The sequence below is a fragment of the Xanthobacter autotrophicus genome (assembly GCF_005871085.1).
Classification (GTDB): Bacteria; Pseudomonadota; Alphaproteobacteria; order Rhizobiales; family Xanthobacteraceae; genus Xanthobacter; species Xanthobacter autotrophicus.
Map to the genome: position 1 here is coordinate 42,333 of NZ_VAUP01000015.1, position 23,945 is coordinate 66,277.

At 67.4% G+C, this 23,945-nt stretch carries 19 protein-coding genes and 1 pseudogene; 9 read left to right on the forward strand and 11 right to left on the reverse strand.

Annotation, left to right across the window (positions count from 1 at the left end):
- Positions 1-3: 3 nt before the first annotated feature.
- Complete coding sequence (locus FBQ73_RS04945; RefSeq protein ID WP_138398400.1) at positions 4-3,132, forward strand: efflux RND transporter permease subunit; 3,129 nt, start codon at positions 4-6, stop codon at positions 3,130-3,132.
- A 21-nt stretch (positions 3,133-3,153) separates the two neighbouring features.
- On the opposite strand, the gene FBQ73_RS04950 is transcribed toward FBQ73_RS04945, so the two are convergent.
- The 9 genes from FBQ73_RS04950 to FBQ73_RS04990 all read right to left on the reverse strand — a co-directional run bounded on the left by FBQ73_RS04950 (position 3,154) and on the right by FBQ73_RS04990 (position 12,622).
- The gene (locus tag FBQ73_RS04950) at positions 3,154-3,483 is read right to left on the reverse strand and encodes a lipid-A-disaccharide synthase N-terminal domain-containing protein (RefSeq protein ID WP_138398401.1); all 330 of its coding nucleotides are present in this window, start codon (positions 3,481-3,483) and stop codon (positions 3,154-3,156) included.
- The gene (locus FBQ73_RS04955) at positions 3,483-4,229 is read right to left on the reverse strand and encodes a glycosyltransferase (protein ID WP_138398402.1); all 747 of its coding nucleotides are present in this window, start codon (positions 4,227-4,229) and stop codon (positions 3,483-3,485) included. Before FBQ73_RS04955 ends, FBQ73_RS04950 begins: the two co-directional genes overlap by 1 nt.
- Positions 4,226-5,158: a phosphatase PAP2 family protein gene (locus FBQ73_RS04960; RefSeq protein ID WP_138398403.1), complete on the reverse strand. Its 933-nt coding sequence runs from the start codon at positions 5,156-5,158 to the stop codon at positions 4,226-4,228. Before FBQ73_RS04960 ends, FBQ73_RS04955 begins: the two co-directional genes overlap by 4 nt.
- Positions 5,155-6,888, reverse strand: a complete 1,734-nt coding sequence (locus FBQ73_RS04965; RefSeq protein ID WP_138398404.1) for an ArnT family glycosyltransferase — start codon at positions 6,886-6,888, stop codon at positions 5,155-5,157. Before FBQ73_RS04965 ends, FBQ73_RS04960 begins: the two co-directional genes overlap by 4 nt.
- A gap of 286 nt (positions 6,889-7,174) precedes the next feature.
- Positions 7,175-7,336 (reverse strand): hemin uptake protein HemP, encoded by a 162-nt coding sequence (locus FBQ73_RS04970; protein WP_246089576.1) that lies wholly within the window; start codon positions 7,334-7,336, stop codon positions 7,175-7,177.
- A 665-nt stretch (positions 7,337-8,001) separates the two neighbouring features.
- The gene (locus FBQ73_RS04975; protein ID WP_281278785.1) at positions 8,002-8,778 is read right to left on the reverse strand and encodes an amino acid ABC transporter ATP-binding protein; all 777 of its coding nucleotides are present in this window, start codon (positions 8,776-8,778) and stop codon (positions 8,002-8,004) included.
- A 15-nt stretch (positions 8,779-8,793) separates the two neighbouring features.
- Positions 8,794-10,215 (reverse strand): amino acid ABC transporter permease, encoded by a 1,422-nt coding sequence (locus FBQ73_RS04980; protein WP_138398405.1) that lies wholly within the window; start codon positions 10,213-10,215, stop codon positions 8,794-8,796.
- A gap of 1 nt (position 10,216) precedes the next feature.
- Positions 10,217-11,512, reverse strand: a complete 1,296-nt coding sequence (locus FBQ73_RS04985; protein WP_138398406.1) for an amino acid ABC transporter permease — start codon at positions 11,510-11,512, stop codon at positions 10,217-10,219.
- Between the two features lie 99 nt (positions 11,513-11,611).
- On the reverse strand, positions 11,612-12,622 hold the full coding sequence (locus FBQ73_RS04990; protein WP_138398407.1) for an amino acid ABC transporter substrate-binding protein: 1,011 nt from the start codon (positions 12,620-12,622) through the stop codon (positions 11,612-11,614).
- Positions 12,623-12,803: 181 nt separating this feature from the next.
- On the opposite strand from FBQ73_RS04990, the gene metC reads away from it, so the two are divergent.
- The 3 genes and pseudogenes from metC (at position 12,804) to FBQ73_RS05005 (ending at position 15,286) form a co-directional block, all read left to right on the forward strand.
- On the forward strand, positions 12,804-14,000 hold the full coding sequence (gene metC / locus FBQ73_RS04995; RefSeq protein ID WP_138398408.1) for a cystathionine beta-lyase: 1,197 nt from the start codon (positions 12,804-12,806) through the stop codon (positions 13,998-14,000).
- Positions 14,001-14,078: 78 nt separating this feature from the next.
- Positions 14,079-15,011: pseudogene (locus tag FBQ73_RS05000) on the forward strand (bestrophin family protein).
- A gap of 80 nt (positions 15,012-15,091) precedes the next feature.
- On the forward strand, positions 15,092-15,286 hold the full coding sequence (locus tag FBQ73_RS05005; protein WP_138398409.1) for a hypothetical protein: 195 nt from the start codon (positions 15,092-15,094) through the stop codon (positions 15,284-15,286).
- Between the two features lie 16 nt (positions 15,287-15,302).
- Here the strand turns inward: FBQ73_RS05005 and panC are convergent, their stop codons facing one another.
- Positions 15,303-16,160 carry a pantoate--beta-alanine ligase gene (panC, locus tag FBQ73_RS05010; RefSeq protein WP_138398410.1) on the reverse strand — a complete coding sequence of 286 codons (858 nt, stop codon included), beginning with the start codon at positions 16,158-16,160 and terminating at the stop codon, positions 15,303-15,305.
- 170 nt (positions 16,161-16,330) lie between these two features.
- Here panC and FBQ73_RS05015 point away from each other — a divergent pair, with 170 nt between their 5' ends.
- Both FBQ73_RS05015 and FBQ73_RS05020 read left to right on the forward strand, forming a co-directional pair.
- Complete coding sequence (locus FBQ73_RS05015; protein WP_138398411.1) at positions 16,331-17,065, forward strand: VWA domain-containing protein; 735 nt, start codon at positions 16,331-16,333, stop codon at positions 17,063-17,065.
- A gap of 62 nt (positions 17,066-17,127) precedes the next feature.
- Positions 17,128-17,856, forward strand: coding sequence for a DnaJ domain-containing protein (locus FBQ73_RS05020; RefSeq protein WP_246089577.1), 729 nt, complete (start codon positions 17,128-17,130; stop codon positions 17,854-17,856).
- Between the two features lie 15 nt (positions 17,857-17,871).
- On the opposite strand, the gene FBQ73_RS05025 is transcribed toward FBQ73_RS05020, so the two are convergent.
- Complete coding sequence (locus tag FBQ73_RS05025; protein ID WP_138398412.1) at positions 17,872-19,836, reverse strand: D-alanyl-D-alanine carboxypeptidase family protein; 1,965 nt, start codon at positions 19,834-19,836, stop codon at positions 17,872-17,874.
- Between the two features lie 291 nt (positions 19,837-20,127).
- Here FBQ73_RS05025 and FBQ73_RS05030 point away from each other — a divergent pair, with 291 nt between their 5' ends.
- The 3 genes from FBQ73_RS05030 to clpA all read left to right on the forward strand — a co-directional run bounded on the left by FBQ73_RS05030 (position 20,128) and on the right by clpA (position 23,931).
- Complete coding sequence (locus FBQ73_RS05030) at positions 20,128-20,472, forward strand: phasin family protein (protein ID WP_138398413.1); 345 nt, start codon at positions 20,128-20,130, stop codon at positions 20,470-20,472.
- A 406-nt stretch (positions 20,473-20,878) separates the two neighbouring features.
- Positions 20,879-21,223 carry an ATP-dependent Clp protease adapter ClpS gene (gene clpS / locus FBQ73_RS05035; protein WP_246089618.1) on the forward strand — a complete coding sequence of 115 codons (345 nt, stop codon included), beginning with the start codon at positions 20,879-20,881 and terminating at the stop codon, positions 21,221-21,223.
- 236 nt (positions 21,224-21,459) lie between these two features.
- A complete protein-coding gene (clpA, locus tag FBQ73_RS05040; protein ID WP_138398414.1) occupies positions 21,460-23,931 on the forward strand; it encodes an ATP-dependent Clp protease ATP-binding subunit ClpA in 2,472 nt (823 codons plus the stop codon).
- Positions 23,932-23,945: the final 14 nt, after the last annotated feature.

Here is a 23,945-nt window from a genome sequence, read left to right on the forward strand (position 1 = left end):
CCCATGTTCGCCGAATTGTGCATCCGCCGCCCCGTCATGACGACGCTGATGATGCTGTCGCTGGTGGTGGCGGGCCTGTTCGCCTATCGCCAGTTGCCGGTGGCGGCGTTGCCGCGGGTGGATTTTCCCACCATCACCATTTCGGCCACCCTGTCGGGCGCCAGCCCCGAAACCATGGCGACGGCGGTGGCGACACCCATCGAGCGCCAACTGGCCACCATCGCCGGCATCTCTTCGCTCACCTCGTCGAGCACCCAGGGCTCCAGCTCCATCACCGTGCAGTTCGACCTGAACCGCAACATCGACGCCGCCGCCCTCGACGTGCAATCCGCCCTCTCCGTGGCGCAGCGCCAGCTGCCCCAGGAGATGACCATCCCGCCAAGCTTCCGCAAGGTTAATCCCGCCGACGCGCCGGTGCTGCTGCTGGTGGTCTCATCCGACACCCTGCCGCTGTCGGCGGTGAACGAATATGCCGATACCCTCATCGGCCAGCAGATCTCCCAGCTGCCCGGCGTGGCGCAGGTACAGATCTACGGCACCCAGAAATATGCGGTGCGCATTCGGGTGGATCCCGCCGCCGCCGGGGCGCGCAATATCTCGGCCGACGACATCCAGGGCGCCGTTTCGGCTGCCGCCTCCAACACGCCGCTGGGCATCATCTCCGGTCCCAAGCAGTCGCAGACCATCGACATGGGCTCCACCAAGGCAGATGCGACCCAGTTCCGCCGCATCGTGGTGGCCTGGCGCAACGGGGCCCCGGTGCGGCTGGAGGAGATCGCCACCATCTCCGACGGCGTGGAGAACGAGCGGATAGCGAGCTGGTACAACGACACCCGCGCCATCATCCTCGCGGTGGTGCGCCAGCCCGATGCCAATACCGTGAGCGTGGTGGACGAGGTGCGCGCGCGCCTGCCGTCGTTCCGCGCCCAGCTGCCGGCCTCGGTCAACATCGACACCTTCATGGACCGCTCGGTCTCCATCCGCGATGCGGTGGCCGACGTGCAGAAGACCCTGTTCGAGGCCATCGCCCTCGTGGTGCTGGTGATCTTCCTGTTCCTGCGCAACGTGCGCGCCACCATCATCCCCTCGCTGGCGCTGCCGCTCTCTATCGTCTCCACCTTCGCGGTCATGTGGGTGCTGGGCTTCTCCATCAACAACATGACGCTGCTGGCGCTGACGCTCTGCGTGGGCTTCGTGGTGGACGACGCCATCGTGGTGCTGGAGAACATCTACCGCCACGTGGAGAATGGCGAAAAGCCGTTCCGCGCCGCCATCCGCGGCTCGCGGGAAATCGGCTTCACCATCATCTCCATGACCCTGTCGCTGGTGGCGGTGTTCATCCCGGTCCTGTTCATGGGCGGGGTGGTAGGGCGGGTGTTCCGCGAATTCGCGGTCACCATCTCCGTCGCCATCCTGGTTTCGGGCTTCGTCTCGCTGACCCTGACACCCATGCTGTGCGCCCGCGTGATGAAGGCGCCGGACCATGCGAAGAAGCCGTCCCTCTTCTTCCGCATCACCGAGCGCATGTTCGAGGCCTGGCTCGGCGCCTACCGGGTGAGCCTTGATTTCGTGCTGCGGCACCGCCCCTTCATGCTGGTGGTGACGCTCGCGACGGTGGCCCTCTCGGTCTATCTCTACATCATCATCCCCAAGGGCTTCTTCCCGCAGGAGGACAACGGCTTCATCACCGGCACGGTGGAGGCCGCCACCGACTCATCCTTCGACGCCATGGTGGCGCGGCAGAAGGAGGTGGCGGACGCCATCAAGGCCGATCCGGATGTGGACTATCTGGTCTCCACCGCCGGCGCCACGGGCAACAGCCGCACCACCAACACCGGCCGCCTGTTCATCGCCCTGAAGTCCCGCGACACCCGCCTTCTGTCCGCCGACGGGGTGATCCAGAACCTGCGGCGCCGGGTGTCCCAGGTGCCGGGCGTGAACGTGTTCTTCCAGCCGGTGCAGAACATCTCGGTGGGCGGCGTCGCCTCCAAGAGCCAGTTCCAGTACACGCTGCAGAGCGCCGACACCCAGACCCTCTTCACCGTCGCCAAGGACATGGAGCAGCGCCTCGCCGCCCTGCCGGGCCTGCGCGACGTGACCTCCGATCTTCAGATCAGCAATCCGCAGATCACCATCGTTCTCGACAAGGACAAGGCGGCGGCCCTCGGCATTACCGAGCAGCAGTTACGCGATGCGCTCTACACCCAGTTCGGCACCCGCCAGATCGCGACGCTCTATACCTCCACCAACCAGTTCGCCATCATCGCCGAGGTGCAGCCGCGCTTCCAGCGCGAGCCGGGCGACATCGGCCGGGTCTATCTGCGCACCTCATCGGGCGCCGTGGTGCCGCTGGAGACGGTGGCCAACATCACCCGCACGGTGGGGCCGCTCTCCATCCAGCACCAGCAGCAGCAGCCGGCGGTGACCATCTCGTTCAACCTCGCCCCCGGCACGGCGCTGGGCCAGGCGGTGGAGCAGATCGAGGCCGCGGCGCTGGATGCCGCCATTCCCGCCAGCATCACCACCGGCTTTGCCGGCAACGCCCAGGTGTTCCAGGATTCGCTCTCCAACCAGCCGCTGCTCATCCTCGCGGCGGTGGTGGTGATCTATATCGTGCTGGGCATCCTCTACGAGAGCTTCATCCACCCCATCACCATCCTGTCGGGCCTGCCGTCTGCGGGCATCGGGGCGCTCATCACCCTGATGGTGGCCGGCATGGAATTGTCGGTGATCGCCATCATCGGCATCATCATGCTGGTGGGCATCGTGAAGAAGAACGCCATCATGATGATCGACGTGGCGCTGGAGCGCCGCCGCGCCGGGGCGTTGGCGCAGGACGCCATCCGTGAGGCGGCGCTGCTGCGCTTCCGCCCCATCATGATGACCACGCTGGCCGCCATCTTCGGCGTGCTGCCCATCGCGCTCGGGGCCGGGGCGGGCTCGGAGCTGCGCCAGCCTTTGGGCGTGGCGGTGGTGGGCGGGCTGCTCTTGTCGCAGCTTTTGACGCTCTACATCACGCCGGTGATCTATCTCTATCTCGACCGGCTGGACGGGGTGGTGCACCACGCCATCTCGGGCCGCCACGCGGAGCCGGTGGCCAAGCCCGTCCCGGACCGCATCGCGGCGGAGTAGGGCGGGGCTGCGCCCGCTCCCTCAGGTCACCGAGCGGGCGGCGCGGCGTTCGCGCAGGGCGAATTGCAGGTTGCGGATATAGATGAAGGTGGACAGCGCCTGCCCGGCGATGAACACCGGATCGCGCCGGTAAAGCGCATAGATCAGCAGCAGCGTGCCGCCGCCCAGCGAAAAGGTCCAGAAGGCGAACGGGATCACCGAGCGCTGCGCCTTCTCGCTGGCGATCCACTGCACCACGAAGCGCATGGTGAACATGATCTGGGCCACGAGACCCAGCACCACCCACCAGTCGAACTGGTCAATGAAGACGTCGTGCAGGTAATCGCCGATCTGGCTGAGGTAATAGATCATCAGCCGCGCTCCACCACGTGCGGGACGCGCCGCCGCTGCACCAGCCACCACACCCCGAACAGATCCAGGATCCCCACGCCGAAGCGGTTCCAGAACCCGTATTTGGACACACCGGTCCAGCGCTCGCGGTCCACCACCTTCACGGTGCGGGTCTCATAGCCCTCGCGCCGCACCAGCGCCGCCATGAAGCGGTGCTGGCCATCGAACACCGGCAGGCGCAGGTGCAGGTCGCGCCGTACCGCCTTCAGGCCGCATCCGGTGTCGCGGGAACCGTCGTTGAGAAGCGCTGCACGGATCCGGTTGGCAAGGCGCGACTGGTAGCGCTTGAAGCGCGTGTCCTTGCGGCCCTGCCTCTCGCCCTGGACCATGCCCACCTGTGCGCCGCCCTCGTCCATCACCCGGATCATCTCGGGCAGGTAGGCCGGGTTGTTCTGCCCGTCGCCGTCGAGGAGCAGCAGGATGTCGCCCCGCGCCGCGTGGGCGCCGGTGTCCACGCCCGCGGTCTTGCCACAGGATGTCTCATGCACCAGCAGGCGCAGGTAGGGCCGCGTGGCCGCCGCCTTGCGCAGATTGGCGAGGGTGGCGTCGGTGGAGCCGTCGTCCACGAAGATCAGCTCGAATGGCTCGATGGTGAGGGCGCGGTCGATCTCCTCGATCAGCGGCAGGACGTTGTCCGCCTCGTCTTTCACGGAAATGATCACCGACAGCCGGGGGGCTACGGAGGCTTGGGCAATGGGGGAGGTCACGGTCTCGCCTCTTCGACTGGGACGGCGGAGCTGAAAGTGGTGCGGGGCAGAAGGCGGCCGAGCCGACGGGCCGATGGACCCGCCATGGGCGCGATGGCGCCCGTGCCGTCAACCTTGAACACCAGCCGGCGCGCCGCGAACACGCGGATCATCCACAGGGCGAAGGCGGAGCCGATGGCGGCGCCGGCGATCACGTCGCTGGGGAAATGGGAGCCGAGCGCCACCCGCGTCGCCGCAACCGGCAGCGCCAGGGCGATGAGCCAGGCCCGCGCGCGGGGAAACAGCGCCGCAAAGGCCACCGCCGCCGCGAACGTGGTGGTGGAATGGCCCGAGGGGAAAGCGGCGAAACTCGACTTGAAGGCGAAAAGGTGCAGCGTCTGCTCGGGATTGGGGCCGGGCAGGGCCAACGCCGCATGGGGCCGGGCCCGGCCGAGCACGTGCTTGAACAGGGAAACCCCAAGCCCCACCGGCGCGATGGCGAGGAACAGGAAGCCGACCCGCGCGGCCAGGCTCGCCGCCAAGCGGCGCGTCATGGCATCGCCCGCATGGGTCAAGAGCAGCGCATAGGCGAGGGCAAGCCCCAGCGGCCACAGCACCACGCCGCTGAAGCCGAGATCGGTGAGGCGCTCCGACACGGTGATGAGCCAGCCTGGCAGCTTGAAGCGCAGCCCGAGCACCAGCGGATCAATGAGGACCAGCGCCGCCGCCGTCAGTCCCGCCGCGAACAAGGCGAGGGCCAGCATTTCCCATCGTCCCAGGAAGCCGAGGCGGGGCAGGGGCGTGCCGATCCGGCGCCGGGCCACATAGCCAAGCGCCTGCCCGACGGAGACGAGGAGCAGTCGCGCGCCTTCGACCGCCTGCCGCACCAAGAGGGGCGGCGCGGTACCGGGACGGGACGGGGGCACGCCGGGCGCGGCCTCAGCCGTCACGGGGCAGCCTCGTCGGAGCGATAGACGGTGATCGCCACTTGCCGCCCGCCGTTGTAGGTGAAGCCGGAAAGGGTGGCGACGGCGTGATACTTCAGGCCGATCTCGCTGGCCTTGGTCTCGAAATAGGTGTGGAAGCGGGTGTCGATGAAGGCGAGGGCGCAGCCGCCCTGCTTCAGCAGCACCGCCGCCGCGTCGGGCAGGATGTAGTTGATCTTGGTGCCGACGAGGAAGACGAGGCTCGGCTCCTGGTAGGGGAAGGAGGCGATCTTCTCCGCTGGGCAGCCTTCATCCCGCGCCACCTGGGCAAGGCGCTCGGAGATCCACAGCGCCCGCATCTGCGGCAGCATCACCTGATAGACCGCCAGGAACAGCACTATCGTTCCCACCAGCGCGGTGAGGAACGCCCCTTCCACGCCCACCCGCGGGAAGGCGCGGGCCGCGCTCCACAGTAACACGATGGCGAGGAGGAGCAGCGGCCATGCAGCAAGCCCGAAGCCGCTGCCGAACCACAGATAGGCGGCCCCGAGCCCCAGCGACAGCACGATGGCGAGCACCGGCCAGATCCACACCAGGCCGGCAAGCCGGCTGCCCGCCTTGGCCATGGCGCCGCGCTCCATGGCGAGCGCGGTCAGGATGGCGAGGGCCGGATAAAGCGGCAGCACATAGTGCGGGAGCTTGGTGACGGCGATCTCGAACACCAGCCAGGTGGGCACCAGCCAGCACAGCAGGAAGCGCACCTTCTCCTCGCGGCGGGCGCGCCAGGCGAAGGGGGCGGCCATGGCCACCAGCACCACCGACGGCCAGAAGGTGCCCCAGGCGGCGAGGAAATAGGTGCCAGGCGGCCCCCAGTGACCCTCCGCCCCTTCGGCCACCTTGCCCAGCATGTCCACGCCCACGGCGTGCTGGTAGAAGGCGCCATTGGTGATGAAATAGATGGCGACGAACCACGGCAGCACCAGCAGAAGGCACCAGGCGAGACCCAGCAGCGGCTTCAGCGGCTTCAGGAAACCGCCCGAGCGCTCGACGATCGCCAGCGCCACGATCGGGAGCCCCACGAACAGGGGCGCCATGGGCCCCTTGATCAGGATACCGGCGGCAAGCCCAGTCCAGAAGATGGCGGCCAGCTTCAGGTCGCCGGCGCGCTCGGCGGCGGGGCACATATAGGCCCGCGCCAGCGCGCCGAAGGAGGCGATGATGGTGAAGAGGAGCACCGCATCGGTCTTGGCGAGGCGCGCCTCCACCCCCAGCAGCACGCAACCGGCCATCATCAGGCCGGCCAGCAGCGCGCCGCGGCGGGTGACGAAGGCCAGCGCCGTCCAATAGGTGAGCAGCACCGCGCCGATGGCGGCGAACAGGGACGGCAGGCGATAAAGCCAGATGGAATAGAGCGCGGAGGGCCCGATGACCGCCTCGCCCGCCTTCACCGTCGCCGCCTGGAGCCAGTAGATACCTACCGGCTTCTTGTGGCGCGCCTGGGTGTGGAAGCGGATGTCCACGTAATTGCCGCTCTCCAGCATCTGCTTGGTGGCCTGCGCGAAGCGGGCCTCGTCGCGGTCGATGGGGGAGAGCTGGAAGAAGCCGGGCAGGAAGGCGAGCAGCGCCACAGCCACGAGCAGCAGGCTGGCGCGGCCATGGCTCGCGCAGGCACCGTCCAGAAGGCGCACGAGGCGCCGGGGCAGGTCGAGGTCGAACGCCCGGCGCGTGTTGGACGCGGGCTCTGAGATGGCCATGCTTCTGTCTGGATCCGCTGAAATCGGCGCGGACAATAGCAGAAACGCCCGTGCCGAAAAGGGCCGGGCGATCGGCGCGCACTGCGCCTCTCCCCGGGGGCGGACCTGATGCAGCCGAAACGCGGCAAAGGAAAGGCACGCGCCTTATTCCCGTGGGACGCGCTTGCTTGCCTGCCGCTTGCTCGCCCGCTGCTTTGGCGCGCGTCGCCTGCGCCGCGCGTTCTTGCGCCGCGCGTTTCTGCCGGCCTGCTTCGGGCAGGTCGGCAGGCGGCTATTTGGCAGGCGGCTATTTGGTCAGGATCAGCTTGTTCTGGGCCGTGAGGCGCAGCTGGTAGGTCTGCTCCCCATGGGTAATGGTGATGAGGCGGCCGGCGGCGAACAGGTCGCGACTGTCGAGCTGCGCATCGGTCATGGGAATGGTGCGGCAAACCGCCCGCGCGCTCCGCATGGGACCGCCGTCTCCCATCGGTACGCCGAAGATCCCGGCGCTTGCGTGTTCATGCCTGCTCATTTTTGAATCGCTCCAGATCAGCAGGTGTGCCCCTCAGCACAGTTGGAGCATCAGGGCTAGTTTAGAAGTATTCAATACTCGAATACCACTCCGTATTCTTTGACTAATAGATCGCAAGCATAAGATCAACTCCCCGCGTGCATGTTCGCCACGGGCCCTTGGGGAGAAGCGGGGGATGATCGTGGGTGTCGTGCGGGCGCATTGTCGCCGTGTGCGAGACGGCGCGGCCGGGCATGGCGCCAATCCCAGCGCCGGGTCCGATTCCAGGTCCGGCGAGGGCTGGCCTCGCCGCCGTGCCGGCTGAAGGAAGGACGTCGCGCGGGGGCCATGGGGCCGGCGGCACGGCTCATGATCCATCGCGCGTCGGCGCGGGATCGGCGCGAAGGCGGCCGGATCGGGCGGCTGGGCTGGTGCCGGCCGGCGCGGTCGCTGCCGGGCTCAGGCCGGCGGTCTATGGTTTCCGCGGACGGAGGGGGCCTCGCACGCAGGCAAGATCCTCCCACCCGCCCGGCGGCCGGGCGCATCTCACCGCCGCCGGGGCAGATGAGCGGCTTGGGGGCGGCGAGGCAGCGCCTCCCGCTCCCCGGCACCCAAAGCGTCCCTCAGTGCAGGATCTGGCTGAGGAACAGCTTGGTGCGCTCGTGCTGCGGGTTGGAGAAGAAGGCGTTGGGCTCGTTCATCTCGATGATCTGGCCGGCGTCCATGAAGATCACCCGGTTGGCCACCTGCCGGGCGAAACCCATCTCGTGGGTCACGCACAGCATGGTCATGCCGTCCTGGGCAAGGCTCACCATGGTGTCCAGCACCTCCTTCACCATCTCCGGGTCGAGGGCGGAGGTGGGCTCGTCGAACAGCATGATGCGCGGGCGCATGCAGAGCGCGCGGGCGATGGCCACGCGCTGCTGCTGGCCGCCGGAGAGCTGGCCGGGATATTTGTGGGCCTGGTGGGGGATCTTCACCTTCTCGAGGAAGTGCATGGCCAGGTCCTCGGCCTCCTTCTTCGGCATCTTGCGCACCCACATGGGGGCAAGCGTGCAGTTCTCGAGGATGGTGAGGTGCGGGAACAGGTTGAAGTGCTGGAAGCACATGCCGACCTCGCGGCGCACCTCGTCGATGCGCTTGAGGTCGTCGGTCAGCTCGATGCCGTCCACCACGATGCGGCCCTTCTGGTGCTCCTCCAGACGGTTGATGCAGCGGATGAGGGTGGACTTGCCCGAGCCCGACGGGCCGCAGATGACCAGCCGCTCGCCGCGCTCTACCGTGAGGTTGACGTCACGCAGCACGTGGAAATCCCCGTACCACTTGTTCACGCCGGTCATCTCCACGGCGATCTTCGGTGCGTTGGCCTCGGCTTCCGCGATGATGGGATCTGCGCTCATGGGTGGCCCTTTCAATCAGTGCCGCTGGGCCCGGTCGAGGCGCTTTTCCAGCGCCATCGAGTACCGGGACATGCCGAAGCAGAAGACGAAGTAGATGATGCCGGCGAAGCCGAAACCGGTGAACAGGGTGGTGGGCGAGGCCCAGTTGGGATCGGTAAAGGCCGCGCGCATGGAGCCGAGCAGGTCGAAGATCGAGACGATCAGCACCAGCGTCGTATCCTTGAACAGGCCAATGAAGTTGTTGACGATCCCCGGGATCACCAGCTTCAGCGCCTGCGGCAGCACCACGAGCCGCAGCATGAGCGAGGAGGGCAGGCCCACCGCCATGGCGCCTTCATACTGGCCCTTGGGAATGGCCTGGAGGCCGCCGCGCACCACCTCCGCCATATAGGCTGAGGCGAACAGGGCGACGCCCACCAGGGCACGCAGCAGCCCGTCGATGGTGAGGCGCCCGGGCAGGAACAAAGGCAGCATGTAGGTGGCGAAGAACAGCACCGTGATGAGCGGCACGCCGCGCCAGAACTCGATGAAGATGATGGACAGCGCCTTCACCAGCGGCAGCTTCGAGCGCCGGCCGAGTGCCAGCAGGATGCCGAAGGGCAGCGACACGGTGATGCCGGTGACCGCGATGACGAGGGTGACCAGCAGGCCGCCCCATAGCCGCGTTTCCACCTGCGGCAGGCCCACGTCGATATCCATGGCGAAGATGACGAGGCCGAGCAGGACGAAGGCCGACAGCGTGGTCTTCGCCGCCGCCGGCGCCGCCTCCGGCCCGGCGACGATGCGCGAGACCAGATAGGCGATGGCGGTGACGAGCGCGGTGGACACCACGAAGTCGATCCAGAAGCTGACGCGCATGCCCTGCACGGTGCCGGCGCCGGCGAACAGGTCGCTGCCGCTGAACGAGCCGATCAGGAAGCGCTGCATCTCCAGATTGCCGCCGGTGAGCAGCACAAACGCCACCACCGGGTAGACGCCGAAGAACAAAATCGCGTTGAGCCGCTTGCCGGGCAACTGCTGGATCAGCAGCGGCAGCAGCAGGATGGCGCCCAGCGCATAGACCACGTTGACGCGCCAGCGCTCGCTGGCGGGATAGAAGCCATAGATGAGCTGGTCCAGCTTGGCCCACACGAAGGGCCAGCAGGCGCCCACCTCCCGGCCCACCTTCTCGGGCAGGCAGGCCTCGCGGTTGGTGCCGGTCCACACCGCGTCGATGAGGAAGAATTTGATCAGCGGCGGTACGGTCACATAGACCAGCCAGATGCCGAACAGGGTCAACAGCACCTGCGGCACCGAGCCGACCAGGTGCCTGCGCACCCACAGCACGGGGCCGCGGGTGGCGACGGGGGCCGGCTCCTGCTCGCGCAGGGTTGTCGAAACATAGGCCTGGGCGGGGGAGACCCGGGGGGCGGTGAGGGGCGCGGTGGTGTCGCTCATCTCACCGCTCCACCAGCGCGACGCGCTTGTTGTACCAGCCCATGATCGCCGACGTGATGATGGAGATGGTGAGGTAGACCGCCATGGTCACCGCGATGATCTCGATGGCCTGGCCGGTCTGGTTCAGGGTGGTGCCGGCGAAGATGGCGAACAGGTCAGGATAGCCCACCGCCACGCCCAGGGACGAGTTCTTGGTGAGGTTCAGATACTGGCTGGTGAGCGGCGGCACGATCACCCGCATGGCCTGCGGGATGATGACGAGGCGCAGGGTCGGCCCGTTCCTGAGGCCGAGGGAGTGCGCCGCCTCGCTCTGGCCCTTGGAGACGGCGAGGATGCCCGAGCGCACGATCTCGGCGATGAAGCCGCCGGTGTAGATGGCCAGCGCCAGCAGCAGCGAGACGAATTCGGGGATCACCCGCAGGCCGCCGACGAAGTTGAAGCCGCGCAGCTCCGGCGTCTCGATGGTGACGGGATTGCCCACGGCGTAGGACGCCGCCAGCGGCAGCGCGATGATGAGGGCAAGGCCGGTCCAGAACGCCGGGAACGGCTTTCCGGTGGCCTCGCGCCGCTTTTTCGCCCAGCGGCCGATCACGAAGCTCGCCACCACCGCCGCGATGAGGGCGTAGAGGATGGCCATGGAGCCGTCCTCGAACACGGGACGGGGCACCACGAGGCCGCGATTGTTCACGAACACCGACGGCGCCGACAGGCTCGCCGCGAAATTGGATATGGGCGCGCCGAGCACCCCGAGCCCGATGCCCGAGAGCCCGGAGCCGATGCCGTTGAACAGGGGTTGGAGGCCGAATCCCCAGCTCTGCCGCGGGCCGGGCAGGGTGGAGAGCACCGCCAGATACCAGAACATGATCTGGAACAGGGGTGGCAGGTTGCGGGTGATTTCCACGTAGGCGGAGGCCAGCGCCTTGATCACCACATTCTTCGAGAGGCGCGCGACGCCCATCACGAAGCCGATGAGGGTGGCGAGGATGACGCCGAGGAAGGCCACCAGCAGGGTGTTGAGCAGGCCCACCACGAAGGCGCGGCCGTAGCTCATGGATTCGTTGTAGGGGATGAGCGTCTGGCTGATGGCGAAGCCGGCGCGATTGTCGAGGAAGCCGAAGCCGGAGGCGATGCCGAGGCGGGCGAGGTTGGCCTGCGCGTTGGCATAGAAGGACCAGACCAGCCAAACCATGATGAGCGCCAGGACGATCTGGATCACCGAGGAGCGCAGCTTGGGATCCGTCCACGACCAGCGACGGCGCGACGCCGCCGGTGGCCCCGAAAGGCGAACATCCGACATGGTACCCCCGAAAGTGCGGGCTTTCAGCCCTTTATCTTTGGTGGCGGCGGGCGCCGTCCCGGGCGTCCGCCACCGACTTCACGTAGTGAGGCGAGAGCGTCAGCGCACCGGCATGCCGTATTGGATGCCGCCCTTCGTCCAAAGGTTGTTGAGGCCACGCTCGATGCCGAGCGGGGTGGCCGGGCCGACGTTGCGATCGTAGATCTCGCCGTAATTGCCGGTGGCCTTGATGATGCGCACCGCCCAGTCGGCGGTGAGGCCGATGCCCTCGCCATACTTGCCGTCCGTGCCCAGCAGGCGCTTCACGTCCGGGTTCTGGGAGTTCACCTGCTCTTCCACGTTCTTCTGGGTGACGCCCAGTTCCTCGGCGTTGAGCAGGGCGAAATAGACCCACTTCACGAGGTCGAACCACTGGTCGTCGCCATGGCGCACCAGCGGACCGAGCGGCTCCTTGGAGATGGTCTCGGGCAGGATCACGTGGTCGGCGGCATTGGTCAGCTTGAGCCGCACGGCGGCAAGCTGGGAGCGGTCGGCGGTGAACACGTCGCAGCGGCCCGATTCATAGGCCTTCACCGTCTCGTCGAGGGTGCCGAACGCGATCACCTCGCCGTTCTTCATGTTGTTGGCGCGGAAGAAGTCCGACACGTTGAGTTCGTTGGAGGTGCCCGTCTGCACGCAGATGGAGGCCCCCTGAAGCTCCTTCGCCGACTTCAGGCCCACCGACTTGCGGACGAGGAAGCCCTGGCCGTCATAATAAATGACGCCGGCGAAGTTGAATCCCAGGGTGGTGTCGCGCGACATGGTCCAGGTGGTGTTGCGCGACAGCACATCGATGGCGCCGGAGGTCAGCGCGGTGAAGCGGTCCTTGGCGGAGAGGGGGCTGAACTTCACTTTCGTGGGATCGTTGAAGATCGCCGCCGCGATGGCGCGGCAGAAGTCCACGTCCAGACCGCCCCACTCGTTCTTGTCGTTGGGGCTCGAGAAGCCGGGCAGGCCCTGCGACACGCCGCAATTGACCGAGCCGCGCGTCTTGACCTCGTCGAGCGTGGCGGCATTGACGGCACCGGCCAGAGACAAAAGCCCAACTGCTGCGAAGAGGATGCGTTTCACGGAAGGTTCCTTCTTTGAGATGACGTCCCCGCCTCCCTGCCGTCCGGTCGAGCCGCCAGGGTGGCGGGTCAGGCTCGACGGGGCGGCCCAAGACGTCTATCCCGCCCATCACAGCCCCTTGGCGCGGGCGGGTCAATAGAGGGACCTCCGCCGCAGCCGACCGTCGGCACAGGAGAATTGCATGTCGCATGGGCACGATGATCGAACAGGCAGCGACAATGGCCTGAGGACCGCCACGAAAGTCGTGCACTCCGGCCGCGATCCCAAGCGTTTCGACGGTTTCGTGAATACGCCCGTGGTGCGCGGATCGACCGTTCTTTCGGCAACCTATGATGATCTCATTCACCATCGCGGCCGCTACAGCTATGGCCGGCGGGGCAATCCCACCACCGAAAGCTTCGAGATCGCGTTGATGGCGCTGGAGGGCGGCGACGGAGTCGCGCTCACCCCATCGGGCCTTTCGGCCTGCTCCATCTCCCTTTTGTCCGTGCTCGGCGCCGGCGACCACCTGTTGATGGTGGACACCGCCTATCGCCCCACCCGCACCTTCTGCGACCAGGTGCTGAAGCGCCTCGGGGTGGAGACCAGCTATTACGACCCGCTGGTGGGTGCCGGCATCGCCGGGCTGATCCGCGACAACACCCGCGCCATCTTCCTCGAATCGCCGGGTTCGCAGAGCTTCGAGATGCAGGACGTGCCGGCCATAACGGCCGTGGCGCGGGCGCGGGGCATCACCACCCTCATCGACAACACCTGGGCGACGCCGCTCTTCTTCAAGCCCCATGCTTTCGGGGTCGACATCTCCATCCAGGCCGGCACCAAGTACATCGGCGGCCATGCGGACCTGAATCTGGGCACCATCTCCGCCGTGGGGGCGGCGTGGAAGAAGGTGATCGCCACGCACGGCACCCTTGGAATCACCATCAGCCCGGATGACGCTGCGCTCGGCGCGCGCGGCCTGCGCACCCTCGCGGTGCGGCTGGCGCATCACCAGCGCTCGGGGCTGGAGATGGCGCACTGGCTCCAGGATCGCCCGGAGGTGTCGCGGGTTCTGCATCCGGCGCTACCCACTGATCCCGGCCACGCCATCTGGAAGCGCGACTTCACCGGCGCCACCGGCCTGTTCAGCCTGATCCTGAAGGAGGTGCCGGAGCGCGCCGTGGCCGCCTTCTTCGATGCCCTCGCCCTGTTCGGCATGGGCTATTCGTGGGGCGGCTACGAGAGCCTCGCCATCCCGTTCGATTGCCGCGACTATCGCACGGCGACCGTATGGGACGTGGAAGGCCCCGGCGTTCGCCTGCACATCGGCCTCGAGGACGTGGCCGACCTGAAAGCCGATCTCGACCAGGCCTTCGCGAAACTGCGCGCGGCGGCCTGACCCGCCTCGGCTTCCACTAACAGGGAACGTTCCGCCGATCGGATGGGTGGTCCCGCCCGATGGGAACGTGCTTCAGCCATGATCGTGCGGCCGCGGCCGGGTTTGCTCCGGCTGTTCTTCATCCTGCGGGGGTCGGTGCTCCAGCGCATCTTCCCGCAGGTGCTGGTGGTGATGGCCCTTTCCACCGTCGTGGTGCTGGCCCATCGCACCGATCCCGGCCGCATCCCGAGTTTCGACGGGGCGCCGTTCGCGTTGCTGGGCATTGCCCTTTCGGTGTTCCTCGGCTTCTCCAACAATGCCTGCTACGACCGCTGGTGGGAGGCCCGCAAGGCCTGGGGCCAGCTCGTCGCCATGGCGCGGGACCTGGTGCGCCAGACCCTGATTCTCGAACATCGCGGGCCGGCCGCGGCGGCGGGCCGGCGGCGGCTGGTGGATCTGGCCATCGCCTTCCCCCACGCCCTCGTCGTGCATCTGCGCGAGGGGGCTTCCCCGGTGGACCTCGGGCGCGTCCTGCCGGCGGGCATGGAGCGCGAAACCCTGCCGGGCGTTCCAGACAAGTTCCTGCCCGATCGCATCCTGCGCGGCATGGGCGCCGTGCTCGCCACCCTGCGGAGCGCGGGGCACCTCTCCGACATGGAGTTCGTCATGATCGACGGCGTGCTCGGCCGCATGACGGAGACGCTCACTGCCTGCTAGCGCATCAAGACAACGCCGGTGCCGTTCGGCTACGCGCTGCTGTTGCACCGCACGGCCTATCTGTTCTGCTTTCTGCTGCCGTTCGGATTCGCCGACGTGCTGGGCTGGGGCACGCCGCTGGCGGCGGCGCTGGTGGCCTACACCTTCTTCGGCCTCGATGCCCTGGGCGGCGAACTGGAGGAGCCCTTCGGCACGCTGCCCAACGACCTGCCCATCGCGGCGCTGGCCACCGCCATCGAGATCATCCTGCGCGAGGGCATGGGCGAGCGCGACCTTCCCGTCGCGCTGGAACCCGTGGACTTCATGCTGCTCTAGAGGTCGATGCGAGGTCCAGGGGACCTTCGGCGCCGTCCCCGCGTTGTCCTTGTCGCAGAGCAATGCGCAAGGAGACCGCCATGCAGGACCCGGCCGAAATGAAGCAGGAGCGCGAATACCACCAGCCCGACGGGCGCACGGCGGACGGGGCCGCGGTGAAACCCGCCGTCCAGGCCCGGCAAGGCTTTTTGTCCGGGCGCATCCTGACCGTGCTGACCGTCAGCCTCGTGCTGGTGGTGATCGCCTTTGCCGTGACCTATATGGGCGCGGTGTGAGGCAGGTGATGCCGCGTCACACCGGGATGTTGTCGATGAGCCGCGTCTCGCCGAGCCAGGCCGCCGCCAAAAGGCGGATGGGCTCGCGGCCGGCCTCCGGCCCTTCCTTCAGGGGCGCGAGGGTGTCGGCGTTGCGGGCGGCCACATAATCCACCTTCAGCCCCAGCGCCTCGATCATGCCGCGCGCCACGCTCACCGCCGCCTGCGGCGCGGTGCCGGTGCGGATCGCGTCGGCGGCGCGGGTGAGGGCGGTGTAGATCACCGGGGCGATGGTGCGCTGTTCCTCGTCCAGATAGGCGTTGCGGGAGGAGAGGGCGAGGCCGTCCTCCTCGCGGATGGTGGGCAGGCCCACCACCTCGACACCCAGGTCCAGGTCCCGCGACAGGCGGGTCACCACCTTGAGCTGCTGGTAGTCCTTCTCGCCGAACATGGCGTAGTCCGGCGCGCACTGGATGAACAGCTTGCCCACCACGGTGGCGACGCCGCCAAAGAAATGCGGGCGGAAATCCGTCTCCAGCCCTTCCGAGGGGCCGCCCACCGCAATGCGGGTGACGAAGCCCGCCGGATACATTTCGGTGGGCGTCGGCGCATAGACGAGGTCAACGCCCACGTCCGCCAGCTTGTAGAGGTCGGCTTCCAGCGTGCGGGGATACTGCGAGAAATCCTCGTGCGGGGCGAACTGGGTGGGGTTCACGAAGATGGACACCACGGTGCGCTGCGCCAGCTCGCGTGCCTTTTCCGCCAGCGCCATGTGGCCGGCGTGCAGCGCGCCCATGGTGGGCACCAGCGCCACTCGCGCGCCTTCCGCGCGGAAGCTCGCCACCTGCGCCCTGAGGTCGCGCACGCGCCCCACCACCTTCGGCAATGTCGCCATGATCCCAGCCCTCTCCTGCCGCCCGCCGGAACACGCGTTCAGGCCGGCAGCGCCGGGAGGAGATAGGGCGTCGGTGTCCGCTCATCAACCGCTGAGTTGGCGTTTCCGTGCAGGACCCCGCCCCTTGGTTCGGCGGGCAGGCCGGCTTATGTGTGGACCAAGAGGCCCTGATGGCGAAGACCGACGACAAGAACGCGCGCCTGCCCAAGGCGCAGGACACGGCCAATCCGGTGGTTTCCGGCGCCGACGACGTGGCGCGCTTTCTGGCCGCCGCGCGGGCCATGCCCCCGGCGCGGCCGGCGGACGGGCGCGGGCGCCTCGCCTTCGCCCTCGATGCCACCGGCTCGCGCCAGCCCACCTGGACGCTCGCCTGCGACATCCAGGCCGACATGTTCGCCTCGGCCGCCGCCCACGGCGGGCTGGACATGCAGATCGTCTATTACCGGGGGCAGGGGGAATGCCGGGCCTCGCCCTTCGTGAAGGATGCGGCCACGCTCGGCGCCCTCATGCGCCGTATCGCCTGCCAGGGCGGACTCACCCAGATCCATCGCGTGCTCGCCCACCTGTCGCGGGAGGCGGAGCGCTCCGGCCTCAAGGCGGCGGTGTTCGTCGGCGACGCCATGGAGGAGGATGCCGCCCGGCTCTTCGAGGCGGCGGGCCAACTGGCCCTGCGCGGGGTGCGGCTGTTCATGTTCCAGGAGGGGCGCGACAGCCGGGTGGAGGAGGTGTTCCGCACCCTGGCGGATGTCACCTCCGGCGCCTATTGCCGGTTCGACGCCCACGCCCCTGATGAATTGCGCCAGCTTCTCTCCGCCGTGGCGGCCTATGCGGCGGGCGGTCGGCTCGCCCTCGCCAACCGGCACGATGCCGGGGCGCGCCTGCTCATCGCCGCACTCGGCCGCTGAGGCGGATGTGGGAACACCCTGCGCCCAAGCCTTGAAATCGCTCGACCTGTGAGGTGGTTTTCGTGATCAGCCTGATTGCCGGTGCCCTTCTGCTGATCATCGGCCTCTATGGCCTCAAGGTCTGGACCAAGGCCGACCCCAAGGTGCTGATGGCCATCCTCATGCGCTCGCTGGCCTATGCGGCCCTGCTGGGTGCGGCGGGGGCGCTGGCGACGGGGCGGTTCGGGGCGGCAATCCCGCTGGCGGCGGTGGGCATCGGCCTGCTGGGCCGGCTTGATCCGCAAGGGGTAGGCGGCTGGCTCGGCAACCTGTTCCGCAAGCGCGGCGCGCCGCAGGTCTCGAAGGTGCGCACCCAGTTGCTGGAGATGGAGCTGGATCTGGCCAGCGGCGAGATGAAGGGCGTCGTCGTTTCCGGCCCCAATGCGGGCACCAGGCTCGATGCGCTGGATGTGCCGGCGCTCCTCGCCCTGCGCCGCATCTGCGATGCGCAGTCCCTGTCCTTACTCGAAGCTTATCTCGACCGCCGGGCGCCCGCCTGGCGTGAGCACGCACAGGCGGATGCGGGTGGCGGGAATATGGGCGCGGGTGAGCGCGTCCGCGCGGGCAGCGACGCGATGGCCGAAGAGGAAGCCTATGAGATCCTTGGCCTTCAGCCGGGTGCGGACGCCGAGGCCGTCCGCGCGGCGCACCGCGCCCTCATGAAGAAGCTCCACCCCGACCTGGGCGGATCCAGCTATCTGGCTGCGAGGATCAATCGCGCCAAGGACGTGATCTTGCGCAAGCATGGCTGAGTCCCGTGCATGACTTCAATTCTTGAACGTCATACAGTCGAAGTCATTACGCTTGAGTAAACGGCAGGCTTCGCGGGCGCTCTTTTCGTCCAGCCCGGCGAAGCGGGCGCGGTAGAGGTCGGACGAACCCTTGGTCACCTTTTCCGTGTAGGGATCGGCGCTGCCGAGGACCGACTTGGCGCGGGCCTTGGCGGCATCAAGCTTGGCCTTGGCCTCGCGCTCGCCGCCGAAGGCGCCGATCTGGATCTGCCAGCCGGAATGGGAGGAGGCCGGAACCGGGGACTTCGCCGGAGCGGGCTTCGCCGCCGGCTCGGGGGCGGCCACCGGGCCGAGGGAGGCGGTGCGCACCGGCCGCGCCGGGGCGGCGGCTGCAGGCTGGGGCGCGCTCTGGGTGCGCTGGGTGGCCTTCATGGCCTGGGCATAGGCGTCGTCCGGCTCCATGGCGGCGATGCGGGCGGCGCGCAGGGCCTGTTCGGAGGCGCCGCTGGCCACCGCGGAGGTGAGGCGCGAGGTGTCCTTGCCGGCGGGTGCGGTCGCCTGCTGGAGAGACGCCGTCTGAACCGGAGCGGTCTGGGCCTGAGCGGTCTGGGCCGGAGCCTGCCGCGCATGGCCCTGGGCCACGGCCTGAACCGCGGAGGCGGCGGGAGAGAGGGTGGAGCTGGAGGGGCCGAGATAGCCGAGCACGCCGGCCGGGGCGGCAAAGCTCGCCGGGGAGGGAGCAACTGCTGTGGTCGTGGCTGCCGCCTGAACCGGCCGCTGCACCGCCACGGTCTTCACCGCCACCGGGCGGATGGGTTCGGCGGAGCCGGGCTTCACCGGCTGGGCGGCGCTCTGCTGGCTCGCGCTCTGGCGGCTGGAGGAGGGGATGGAGGCGGTGGTCGCCGGCTCGGCGGCGGCGATCTGCACGGCGGCGGGCTTGGGCAGCGGGGCGACGGCGTGAGGCGTGTCCTCGTCGCGCTGGGCCACCACCGGGATGGGCGCGGCAAACGGGCGGTTCACGGGAATGGCGGCCTCGGCCACCTCGGTGACCTTGGGCGCGATCCGCCCGCCGGCATAGGCGACGTTGATGTTCTGCGAGATGAGGTTGGTCATGCGCGCGTCACGCGATCCGCCGCTGGAGCCGCCGAGCACGACGCCCACCAGATAGCGCCCGTCGCGCTTCACCGAGGTGACGAGATTGAAGCCCGAGGCCTGGGTGTAGCCGGTCTTGATGCCGTCCACGCCCTCGATCCGGCCCAGCAGGCGGTTGTGATTGCCGATGGCCTGCCCGCGATAATAGAAGGTGCGGGTGGCGAAGTACTTGTACTGCTTTGGGAAACGGTCCTGCACCGCGCGGCCGAGGACGGAGAGGTCGCGCGCGGTGGTCACCTGATTTGGGTTGGGCAGGCCGGAGGCGTTGCGAAACACGGTGCGGCTCATGCCCAGCGCGCGGGCCTTGCGCGTCATCATTTCCGCGAACTCGGATTCCGAGCCGCCGAGGTTTTCCGCGATCACCACCGCCACGTCGTTGGCCGAGCGCGTCACCAGCGCCTTGATGGCGTCTTCCACCTCGATGGTGGAGCCTGGCCGCACCCCGAGCTTGGAGGGCTGCTGCGAGGCAGCCTTGGCCGAAACCTGCAGGTTGCTGTCGAGCTTGAGGTTTCCCGCCTCCAGCTGCTCGAACAGGAGGTACAGGGTCATGATTTTGGTGACTGAGGCAGGATGTCGCAGGGCGTCCGCATTGTCCTCGTAGAGCGTCTTGCCGGTATTCGCGTCCACGATGATGGCGGAGGAGCCATAGCGCCAGCGGCTGGCGTCGTCGGTATTCTGGGCGGTTGCGAGTTGCTTGGAGCGCGGCTTGGAGCGCTCCTTGGATCGTTCGACCTGGGACTTCTTGCGGGGCTTCGCCTCAGCCACCGTCGCGGTCAGGGTGAATGCCGCAAGCACCGCAAAAGCAAGGGCTTTCGTGGTGAAGGAGAGGCCGGGCGACGATCTACGCATGCACATTTGTCCCGTGTCATTGGTCGCAAACCTGAACCAGTACCCGCGCCCGTTGTGACCCGGAGCCTTGCCAAAGGCTTTTGCGTCGCACCGAGGGTTGGAGGAAGCGACCAAGTGCTGAGCGTAAAAACGCGGAGTTACCAAGGCGTAAACCTGGCAGCGCTGCCATATTGTGCGCTGCACAAAAACCGCTTGACGACCGTGCTGCAGTGCATAATATTCACAACCGAGCGGAGGCAATAACCACTCTGCGCGGGGCCGGCCCATTTGCCGGCAAAAAGGGGACTCCCAATGGTTCAAACTCCTGAAGAGCTGCAGAAGATCAGCAAGGACAACATCGAATCCGCCATGAAGAGCTTCGGCACGCTGTCCAAGAGCGCCCAGGCGATCGCGGTGGAAATCGCCGACTACACCAAGACCTCCTTCGAGCAGGGCACCGCTGCCCTCGAGAAGCTGCTCGGCGCCAAGACCCTTGAGCAGGCCATCGAGATCCAGCAGACCTACCTGAAGTCGGCCTACGAGGGCGCCGTCGCCCAGGCCACCAAGCTCGGCGAGCTCTACACCGAGCTGGCGAAGGAAACCTACAAGCCCTTCGAGTCGACCCTCGGCAAGACCGGCTTCAAGTTCCCCAGCTGAGCTGACATTTCTCCCGCAACGGGCATCGCGCCGGGAGGCTGTTTTCGCGTCCATCCGGCGTGCCGGCTCCCTTGGGAGTCGATCGTAAGTGCATCAAGCGTAGGTGCGTAATGCGTTCAGCGTAAGCGTTCGGTTGCGTAAGTTGCGTTCAGAAGCGTTGCGTCACAAGGCCCGGCCCAGCGCCGGGCCTTAGTCGTTCTGGCGGTCCGCAAGGGCCTTTGTGCTGCCGCGGCCGGTGCGGATGCGGCACGCTGTGGCCCCGGATTCCGCGACGGCACTGGCGAAGACGCGCCGCTCTTCCTATTATTCTCCTCATTGAGGGAGCTGCGCCAAACTCCGCGCGACGGCCGGAGCAGCGGAACAGGGCGCGACGGACATGATGGATATTTCACATTCCACTTTTCAGATGCCGGCCCTGGCCGGCCCCGACACGCCACCCCGCAGGGGCGGCGATGGTCCCGGCACGGCGGTCATTTCCCGCACCAAGCCGCAGACCAAGCGGCCCTCGCTCTACCGCGTGCTGCTGCTGAACGACGACTACACGCCCATGGAATTCGTGGTGCATGTGCTGGAGCGGTTCTTCAACAAGGACCGCGAGCAGGCCAACACCATCATGCTCCATGTGCATCATCACGGCGTGGGGGAGTGCGGCGTTTTCACCTATGAGGTCGCCGAGACCAAGGTGACTCAGGTGATGGATTTCGCCCGCAAGCACCAGCATCCTCTCCAGTGCGTGATGGAGAAGAAATAAGCCGGCTCACGCCCTTCGCGAAAAAACCTGATGGATGAAATCTGGGTCGTTAAGGCCCGGAATGCGAGGCGCTGTCTTGTGCTCGGCATGGATGACAGGCTAAGGGAAGCGTTTTTCCATCGCAGGAGGGGCTTGCGCACTGCGGCATCCGGTACGAAGTTTGTGTGAATGGTGCACGCGCTCCCCAAGCTGGCGGGGTTTCCAAGGGCCGGGAGCGATGCGCGGAAGAGGTGTCGATGCCCACATTCTCACGCAGCCTCGAACAGTCGCTCCATCGCGCTCTGGCCCTCGCCAACGAACGCCACCACGAGTACGCGACCCTCGAGCATCTGCTTCTCTCCCTGGTGGACGATCAGGACGCCGCGGCCGTCATGCGGGCCTGCAACGTCGACATGGAGAAGCTCCGTCGCAATCTCATCGAATACGTGGACACGGAACTGGAGAATCTCGTCCAGTCCGGGTCCGATGATTCCAAGCCCACCGCCGGCTTCCAGCGCGTCATCCAGCGCGCGGTGATCCATGTGCAGTCCTCGGGCCGGGAAGAGGTGACCGGGGCCAACGTGCTCGTCGCCATCTTCGCCGAGCGCGAGAGCCATGCCGCCTATTTCCTGCAGGAGCAGGACATGACGCGGTACGACGCGGTCAACTACATCTCCCACGGCATCGCCAAGCGCTCCGGCATGTCCGAGAGCCGGCCCGTGCGCGGCGCCGACGAGGAGACGGAGACCAAGTCCGGCGACGACACCAAGAAGAAGGCCGACGCGCTCGACGCCTATTGCGTCAACCTCAACAAGAAGGCCCACGAGGGCAAGATCGATCCCCTCATCGGTCGCGATCCGGAGATCACCCGCACCATCCAGGTGCTGTGCCGCCGGCAGAAGAACAACCCGCTGTTCGTGGGCGACCCGGGCGTCGGCAAGACCGCCATCGCCGAGGGCCTGGCCAAGCGCATCAACGACGGCGAGGTGCCGGAGGTGCTGGCCACCGCCACGGTCTTCGCCCTCGACATGGGCGCGCTGCTCGCCGGCACCCGCTATCGCGGCGACTTCGAGGAGCGCCTCAAGCAGGTGGTGAAGGAGATCGAGGCCTATCCCAACGCGATCATGTTCATCGACGAGATCCATACGGTCATCGGTGCCGGTGCGACCTCGGGCGGGGCCATGGATGCGTCCAACCTGCTGAAGCCGGCGCTCGCCTCGGGCAGCCTGCGCTGCATGGGCTCGACCACCTACAAGGAATACCGCCAGTATTTCGAGAAGGACCGGGCCCTTGTGCGGCGGTTCCAGAAGATCGACGTGGCCGAGCCGTCCGTGGCTGACGCCATTGAGATCCTCAAGGGCCTCAAGCCCTGCTTCGAGGACTACCACAAGCTGCGCTACACCAACGACGCCATCAAGGCGGCGGTGGAGCTGTCGGCCCGCTACATCCACGACCGCAAGCTGCCGGACAAGGCGATCGACGTGATCGACGAATCCGGCGCGGCGCAGATGCTGCTGCCCGAGGCCAAGCGCAAGAAGACCATCGGCCTGAAGGAGATCGAGGCCACCATCGCCACCATGGCGCGGATTCCGCCCAAGACCATCTCGAAGGATGATGCCGAGGTGCTGGCCACCCTGCGCACCACCCTCAAGCGCGTGGTCTACGGGCAGGACAAGGCCATCGACGCGCTCGCCGCCTCCATCAAGCTGGCCCGCGCCGGCCTGCGGGAACCGGAAAAGCCAATCGGCTCCTACCTGTTCTCCGGCCCCACCGGCGTCGGCAAGACCGAAGTGGCCAAGCAGCTCGCCTCCGTGCTGGGCGTGCAGCTGCTGCGCTTCGACATGTCGGAGTATATGGAGCGCCACACGGTCAGCCGCCTCATCGGCGCGCCTCCCGGCTATGTGGGCTTTGACCAGGGCGGCCTGCTCACCGATGGGGTGGACCAGAACCCGCACTGCGTGCTGCTGCTGGACGAGATCGAGAAGGCCCACCCGGACCTCTTCAACATCCTGCTGCAGGTGATGGACCACGGGAAGCTGACCGACCACAACGGCAAGCAGATCGACTTCCGTAACGTGATCCTCATCATGACCACCAACGCCGGCGCGGCGGATCTGGCGAAGCCCGCTTACGGCTTCACCCGCCAGAAGCGCGAGGGCGACGATTCGGAGGCCATCAACCGGACCTTCGCGCCGGAATTCCGCAACCGTCTCGACGCGGTGATCCCGTTCGGCCACCTGCCGCCCGAGGTCATCACCCAGGTGGTGGAGAAGTTCGTGCTCCAGCTCGAGGCCCAGCTGGCGGACCGCAACGTCACCATCGAGCTGTCCGACGAGGCCGGCGCGTGGCTGGTGGAACGCGGCTACGACGAGCAGATGGGGGCGCGGCCCATGGCCCGCGTCATCCAGGAGTACATCAAGACCCCGCTCGCCGATCTCGTCCTGTTCGGCGCGCTGAAGAATGGCGGCCATGTCCGCGTGGTGGTGGAAGGCGAGGGGCTGGACTCGAAGCTCGGCTTCGAGTTCCCCGAAGGCCCCGTCACCCCCAAGCCGGACAAGATCGCCCCGGAACCGGCCAAGCGCCGTAAGCCGGCGGCCAAGGCGAAGGCCTCGCGGCCGGGCACCAAGGGTCCCAAGAGCGGGCCGAAGGGTCCCAAGTCCGGCGGCCCGGCGGGCGGCCCCGGCCGCTCCGGCAGCCCGGTGCCCAAGCTGCCGCTGGTGAAGGCCTGAGCGCCGCACCGGCC

Bases quoted from the DNA above. Each gene is read 5' to 3' on its own strand.
- FBQ73_RS04945 (WP_138398400.1), top strand. From the start codon at position 4: ATGTTCGCCGAATTGTGCATCCGCCGCCCCGTCATGACGACGCTGATG.
- FBQ73_RS04950 (WP_138398401.1), bottom strand. From the start codon at position 3,483: ATGATCTATTACCTCAGCCAGATCGGCGATTACCTGCACGACGTCTTC.
- FBQ73_RS04965 (WP_138398404.1), bottom strand. From the start codon at position 6,888: ATGGCCATCTCAGAGCCCGCGTCCAACACGCGCCGGGCGTTCGACCTC.
- FBQ73_RS04970 (WP_246089576.1), bottom strand. From the start codon at position 7,336: ATGCGGAGCGCGCGGGCGGTTTGCCGCACCATTCCCATGACCGATGCG.
- FBQ73_RS04975 (WP_281278785.1), bottom strand. From the start codon at position 8,778: ATGAGCGCAGATCCCATCATCGCGGAAGCCGAGGCCAACGCACCGAAG.
- FBQ73_RS04980 (WP_138398405.1), bottom strand. From the start codon at position 10,215: ATGAGCGACACCACCGCGCCCCTCACCGCCCCCCGGGTCTCCCCCGCC.
- FBQ73_RS04985 (WP_138398406.1), bottom strand. From the start codon at position 11,512: ATGTCGGATGTTCGCCTTTCGGGGCCACCGGCGGCGTCGCGCCGTCGC.
- metC (WP_138398408.1), top strand. From the start codon at position 12,804: ATGTCGCATGGGCACGATGATCGAACAGGCAGCGACAATGGCCTGAGG.
- FBQ73_RS05005 (WP_138398409.1), top strand. From the start codon at position 15,092: ATGCAGGACCCGGCCGAAATGAAGCAGGAGCGCGAATACCACCAGCCC.
- panC (WP_138398410.1), bottom strand. From the start codon at position 16,160: ATGGCGACATTGCCGAAGGTGGTGGGGCGCGTGCGCGACCTCAGGGCG.
- FBQ73_RS05015 (WP_138398411.1), top strand. From the start codon at position 16,331: ATGGCGAAGACCGACGACAAGAACGCGCGCCTGCCCAAGGCGCAGGAC.
- FBQ73_RS05025 (WP_138398412.1), bottom strand. From the start codon at position 19,836: ATGCGTAGATCGTCGCCCGGCCTCTCCTTCACCACGAAAGCCCTTGCT.
- FBQ73_RS05030 (WP_138398413.1), top strand. From the start codon at position 20,128: ATGGTTCAAACTCCTGAAGAGCTGCAGAAGATCAGCAAGGACAACATC.
- clpS (WP_246089618.1), top strand. From the start codon at position 20,879: ATGCCGGCCCTGGCCGGCCCCGACACGCCACCCCGCAGGGGCGGCGAT.
- clpA (WP_138398414.1), top strand. From the start codon at position 21,460: ATGCCCACATTCTCACGCAGCCTCGAACAGTCGCTCCATCGCGCTCTG.